Below are 5659 nucleotides of genomic sequence, written 5' to 3' on the forward strand. Positions count from 1 at the left end.
CACCGTCTCCTCCAGCCGCCGCTCGGCATGTGCGCCCCTCCGGTCGCCCTGGCTCAGCTTAAGTCATCTGTCGCCGGTGGGACAAGGCTGGCTCTCGGGTTGGCGGGGGCTGGGGCTCGCCCCCTCCACCACGCCCTCTGCGGGCGCGGTCCCCCTCCCCCGTCGTCTTCGCGACAGGGGAGGAGCGGCGGTGGCGGGTTGCGCCCCGGGGGCCGTCACGCAACTGTCACGCTTGTTTCGTAAAAGTCGCCGTGGATGGATTTGTCTTTGATCGCCGTGGCGGTCGCCGCCGCCTTGATCCTCACAGGGGTTCTCCTGCCCCGGTATCGGCTTAGCCGTCTGGCGCAGTTCCGCTTTCCAGATCACATCGGGGCCAGGGTGCGGAGCGCCTACCCTGACCTCAGCGACGATGAGTGCGAGGCGGTGCTGGAGGGGCTGCGGCAGTTCTTCGCCATCTCGATCCTCGCGCAGGGGCGGCGCGTGGCGATGCCGAGCCGGGCGGTGGATACGGCCTGGCACGAGTTCATCCTGTCGACGCGGGCCTACCAGGACTTCTGCTTCCAGGTGATGGGGCGGTTCCTGCACCACACGCCGGCTGAGGCGATGCGCTCGCCGATCGACGCCCAGGCCGGCATCCGCCGGTCGTGGCGGCTGGCCTGCAAGGACGAGGGGCTCGACCCCAAGGCGCCGGGGCGGCTGCCGCTGCTGTTCGCCATCGACGCCCAGCTGGCGATCCCGGGCGGGTTTACCTACGCGCTGGACTGCCGGCAGGCCGGGGCGCGCGGGGACGCGGCGGCGGACGGGTCGGTCTACTGCGCCTCGCACATCGGCTCTTGCGGGAGCGGCGGGGACGGGGACGGCTGCAGTGGAGACAGCGGCGGCGACGGCGGCGGAGGCTGCGGCGGGGACTAGCGGGCCGCTTTCACCCAGTTCCAGCAACCTGCGCAACCAATCACGGTTTTGTGCGCTTTGAGCCCTCAGCAACCCGCAAACCCAGAAGGAAGGGACTGTTCATGCGCCTCGCCATCACCCTCGTCGCCGCCCTCGGGGCCGTCTCGCTCGCCGCCTGCGAAAGCAAGCAGGACAAGGCCGCCGAAGCCACCGCCGACAAGCTGGAATCCCAGGCCGCCGCGACGCCGAACGAAGCGGCGGAGACCCAGCTGAACGCCCAGGCTGACGCGATCGAGCAGCAAGCAGGCAACGCCGACGCCGGCGCGACCACAGCCAACACGCCCGACACCAGCCCGTCGAAGAAGTAGCCTCGACCGCTGAACTGCTGACGCCGCCGGGGCCCGCGCCCGGCGGCGTTCGCATGTCGGGTCTGCGACAGTTTCGGACTGCGACAGGCCGCGCGCTCGACAGGCGCGCGGGAACGGGGGATGAGGGGGCCAATCAAAAAACGGCCCCCATCGGTTCGCCCGCTGGGGGCCAAGTCTCTCTCACGCCTCGTTGGGGACGAGGCAATCAGCGAAAAGCCCGAAAACTCAGGCGGTTCCGTCGTGATCGGCGGCAATTTCGAGGGGCGGCCGGGGCGGTCCTCTGCGGGCGGAGTCCGGGCCCGCTGGAACCTTTAGCGTGGGCGGTCCTTTGGCCAAGGCTGGAGGAGAATACCCATGAACAGGATCATCTACATCGTCGGCCTGATCGTCGTGGTGCTGGCCGTGCTGTGGTTCTTCGGGCTGCGCTAGCGTATCCCGGGGGGCGATGACGGACGCCCCCCCTTCCCGCCTCTCCGACCTGCCCTTGCGCGACGGCATGCGCCGCCTGCCCGGCGGGGTGTTCGCGATGGGCGCCGAGGAGCGATATCCGGAAGAAGCGCCGGTGCGGCGAGTGGCTGTGGACCCGTTCTGGATCGACGAGACGCCGGTGACGAACGCGCAGTTCGCCGCGTTCGTGGCGGCGAGCGGGCACGTGACGTTCGCCGAGATTGCGCCGCGAGCCGAAGACTATCCGGGCGCGGACCCGGCGATGCTGCGGGCCGGCTCGGCGGTGTTCCGGATGACGGCGGGGCCCGTGCCGCTGGATGAGCCCGGGCGCTGGTGGGACTATGCGTTCGGGGCGAGCTGGCGGGCGCCGTGGGGCGTGGACGGCCCGGCGTGGGACGCGCTGGCCGAGCACCCGGTCGTGCACGTGACCTATGCCGACGCGGCGGCCTATGCCGCGTGGGCGGGCAAACGGCTGCCGAGCGAGGCCGAGTGGGAGTATGCGGCCCGCGGCGGGCTGGAGGGCGCGGACTTCGCCTGGGGCGATGAGTTCGAGCCGGGCGGGCGGCCGCAGGCCAACTACTGGCAGGGGCGCTTTCCGTTCGAGAACCTGGAGACCGACGGCTGGGTGCGGACCTCGCCGGTGCGGTCGTATGCGCCGAACGGCTATGGGCTCTTCGACATGATCGGCAACGTCTGGGAGATCACCACGGACGCCTACGGCCTGGCCGAGGCGCCGGCGCGACCGTGCTGCGTGGCCGACAATCCGCGGACGCCGGGCCCGACGGCGCGGCGGGTGATCAAGGGCGGCTCGCACCTCTGCGCCGAAAGCTACTGCCGCCGCTACCGCCCGGCGGCGCGCCACCCCCTGGAGGCCGACACCTCGACGTCGCACATCGGGTTCCGCTGCGTGAGGGACGTGTAGGCCGAGGGGCCGCCGACCGTTGACGCCGCGGGCCGGCGCGGGCGCTCTACGCTCCGGACAATCTCGAGGAGGCGTGGCGATGTTCTCGCATGTGATGGTGGGGGTGAACGATCTGGACCGGGCGAAGGCGTTCTATGACGCAACGCTGGGCGCGCTGGGCGTGGCGCCCGGGTTCGTGGACCGGCATCGGGTGTTCTGGCGCACGCCGGCCGGCGTGTTCGCGGCCTCGCTGCCGATCGACGGCGAGGCGGCCACGATCGGCAACGGCAGCACCGTGGGCTTCGCCTGCGCCTCGGCCGAGCAGGCCGACGCCTGGCACGCGGCCGGCGTGGCGAACGGCGGGACGTCGATCGAGGATCCGCCGGGCGTGCGCGAGGGGACGGGTGGGAAGATGTACCTGGCCTACCTGCGCGACCCGGACGGCAACAAGCTGTGCGGGCTCTACCGGATGTAGCGCGGGAGGTGACCGGGCGGCCGCCGCGTGGCCGTCCGGTCCCGCCTTCGGATGTTCCCGCGATGGGGGGAGCGGCTCGCGGGCAGGTGACGGAAGACCGGAGCCGACAGCGCGCGTCGGAGTGCTGACGGCGACGCGCCGGGGTTCGGTAATACGTGTACTAAAGCTCTGAATTTTGCGAAGAATCAACAAACCGAACGTTGTTACGCAAGCGGGACGTGCAAGAGGGGGACTGAGGATGCTGGGGATGATCCTGGTGCTCGCGCTGGCCCAGGCGGCCGCGCCCGCGGGAACGGAGAGACCGGCAGAGCCGGCGAAGGCCGAGAAGCCGAAGAAGGTCTGCGTCGAGGAGGCGCAGATGGGGTCGCATTTCAAGAAGCGCATCTGCGCAACGCCCGAGGAGTGGGAGAAGCGGCGCGAGCGGGACGCCGCGGCGATGAGCAAGCGCGGGGCGAACGCGCCGGCGTGCTCGGGCCCGGGCTGCTAGGCCCGGAGGCCTCTGCGCGCGTCAGCGCCTTCGTGGTCCCCCCGGGGGGGACTAGCTAGTCCGGAGCCAGTTGGCGCCAGCCGACGGCGCGGACGCGGGTGGGGCCTAGGGCTCCGGCGAGCGGCTGCCGGGCGAACAGGCCTGAGAAAGCCGGGTCGCGGACGTTGAGACCACCCGCGTAGGCGCCGAAGGCCGGCAGGATGATCCGTTCGGCGTCGGTGACGAAGCAGCGGCGGCGGACCGAGCCGCGCGGGGCGGCGACGCGGGCGGCGGGATGCAGGTGGCCGGCCACCTCGCCGGGCTGCGGGCCGGCCTGGGGCTCGTGGCGGAAGAGCAGGCCTTCGAACGCGATCTCGTCGGCGACGTCTCCGGGCAGGCGCCGCGGGCCGTCGGCGTCGTGGTTGCCGATCACCCAGACCAGGCGGCGGCCATCGGCCAGCTCGGCCAGGCGGGCGCCGTCGTCGGGGGCGAGGCGCTCTTCGGATTTCCGGTCATGGAAGGTGTCGCCCAGCAGGACGACGGCGGCGGGCGTCAGCGCGGCGACCTCAGCCTCGAGGCGGCGCAGGGTCTCGCGGGTGTCGTAGGGCGGCAGAAGCTGGCCGCGCGAGGCGTAGGCCGAGCCCTTCTCCAGATGCAGGTCGGCGACGACCAGCGTGCGGCTGGCCTCCAGCCAGAGCGCGCCCGAGGCCCGGAACACGACGGCCGTGTTGCGCACGCGCAGCGCCAGCCCGCCGCAGGACGCGGCGGCGAAGGCGTAGGTCTGCACAACGACGTCGTTCACTGGATAGCCTCGGCAATGAGATCGGCTTCCGCCTCGGCCAGGATGGTCTCGCGGGCGTCGCCCGGCGAGCGTTCCTTGCCGATCTCCAACAGGATCGGCACCGAGAACGGCGAAAGGTGCTCCAGGGCCGAATGGCGGATCCGGCCCCGGATGCGCGCCAGCATGTCGCCCAGCCGCGCCACGTCGATGAGGCCGCTCGCCGCATCGGCCCGCGCGCAGCGCAGCAGGAGGTGGTCGGGCTGGTGGCGGCGCAGGACGTCGTAGATCAGGTCGGTCGAGAAGGTGATCTGGCGGCCGGTCTTCTGCTCGGCGCCCGGAAAGCGCTTCTCGATCAGGCCTGAGATGATCGCGCAGCCCTTGAAGGCCCGCTTCATCATGAAGCTCTCCTGCAGCCAGGACTCCAGGTCGTCGCCCAGCATGTCTTCGGCGAACAGCTCGTCGAGGTTCAGGCGGTCCATCGGCTCCAGCGCCCAGACCGCCATGGAGTAGTCGTTGCAGACAAACCCCAGCGGACCGACGCCCAGCCGCTCCAGCCGGCGCGTCAGCAGCATGGCGAGCGTGGTGTGGGCCAAGCGGCCCTCGAAGGGGTAGCAGACCAGGAAGTTGCGCTTGTGGTGCGGGAAGGTCTCGAGCAGCAGCTCGTCCTCGCCGACGATCAGCGACTTGTCGCGCTGCAGCTCCAGCCACTCGCGGACGTCGGAGGGCAGGACGGCCCAGTGGTCCTGGTCGAACATCAGCTGGCGCACGCGCTTGGCGAGATAGGTGGAGAGCGCGAACTTGGACGAGCCCCAGGACGGCATCTTGGGGTCCTTGTGCGCGGCGGGGCTGACCAAGACGTCGAGGTTGGTGATGCCCACCAGCGCCCAGACCTGGCCGCCGAAGATGAACGTGTCGCCGGGGTCGAGCATCTCGAGCATGCCCTCCTCGATCTCGCCGATCTTGCGGCCGCCCCCGCGGCGGGTGGCGATGCGGACGGACAGCATGGCCGGTGACACGATGGCCCCCACGTTCAGCCGATGACGCTGGGCGGTCTGCAGGTTGCGGACGCGCCACTTCCCGTCTTGTCCCTGCACGATGCGTCTGAATCGGTCGTAGGTCTTGAGCGCGTAGCCGCCGGTGGAGACGAAATCGACGACCTGCTCGAAGTCTTCCCAGGGCAGGTCGCGGTAGGGGCCGGCGCTGCGGACCTCGTCGTAGAGCTCCAGCAGGTCGAAGGGCTCGGAGACGGCGCAGCCCATGACGTGCTGCGCCAGGACGTCGAGGGCGCCCACGCGCGGCGGGTCGCCGTCCAGTCGGTTCTCGGCGATGG

General features: G+C 70.9%; 6 protein-coding genes and 1 pseudogene. 5 read left to right on the forward strand and 2 right to left on the reverse strand.

Annotation, left to right across the window (positions count from 1 at the left end):
• Nucleotides 1-255 precede the first annotated feature (255 nt).
• The 5 genes from VGD44_RS20150 to VGD44_RS20170 all read left to right on the forward strand — a co-directional run bounded on the left by VGD44_RS20150 (nt 256) and on the right by VGD44_RS20170 (nt 3569).
• On the forward strand, nt 256-912 hold the full coding sequence (locus VGD44_RS20150; protein WP_331090169.1) for a hypothetical protein: 657 nt from the start codon (nt 256-258) through the stop codon (nt 910-912).
• 101 nt (nt 913-1013) lie between these two features.
• On the forward strand, nt 1014-1259 hold the full coding sequence (locus VGD44_RS20155; protein WP_331090170.1) for a hypothetical protein: 246 nt from the start codon (nt 1014-1016) through the stop codon (nt 1257-1259).
• A gap of 445 nt (nt 1260-1704) precedes the next feature.
• Entirely contained in the window at nt 1705-2628 is a 924-nt protein-coding gene (locus VGD44_RS20160; protein ID WP_331090171.1) for a formylglycine-generating enzyme family protein, read from the forward strand.
• A gap of 79 nt (nt 2629-2707) precedes the next feature.
• Nucleotides 2708-3082: a VOC family protein gene (locus VGD44_RS20165; protein ID WP_331090172.1), complete on the forward strand. Its 375-nt coding sequence runs from the start codon at nt 2708-2710 to the stop codon at nt 3080-3082.
• Nucleotides 3083-3320: 238 nt separating this feature from the next.
• Nucleotides 3321-3569 carry a hypothetical protein gene (locus VGD44_RS20170; RefSeq protein WP_331090173.1) on the forward strand — a complete coding sequence of 83 codons (249 nt, stop codon included), beginning with the start codon at nt 3321-3323 and terminating at the stop codon, nt 3567-3569.
• 55 nt (nt 3570-3624) lie between these two features.
• On the opposite strand, the gene pdeM is transcribed toward VGD44_RS20170, so the two are convergent.
• Both pdeM and VGD44_RS20180 read right to left on the reverse strand, forming a co-directional pair.
• The gene (gene pdeM, locus VGD44_RS20175; RefSeq protein WP_331090174.1) at nt 3625-4350 is read right to left on the reverse strand and encodes a ligase-associated DNA damage response endonuclease PdeM; all 726 of its coding nucleotides are present in this window, start codon (nt 4348-4350) and stop codon (nt 3625-3627) included.
• Nucleotides 4347-5659, reverse strand: a pseudogene (locus tag VGD44_RS20180) (DNA ligase-associated DEXH box helicase); the annotation flags it as partial. The pseudogene VGD44_RS20180 and the gene pdeM, both read right to left, overlap by 4 nt.

Source organism: Phenylobacterium sp. (assembly GCF_036402295.1).
GTDB lineage: Bacteria > Pseudomonadota > Alphaproteobacteria > Caulobacterales > Caulobacteraceae > Phenylobacterium.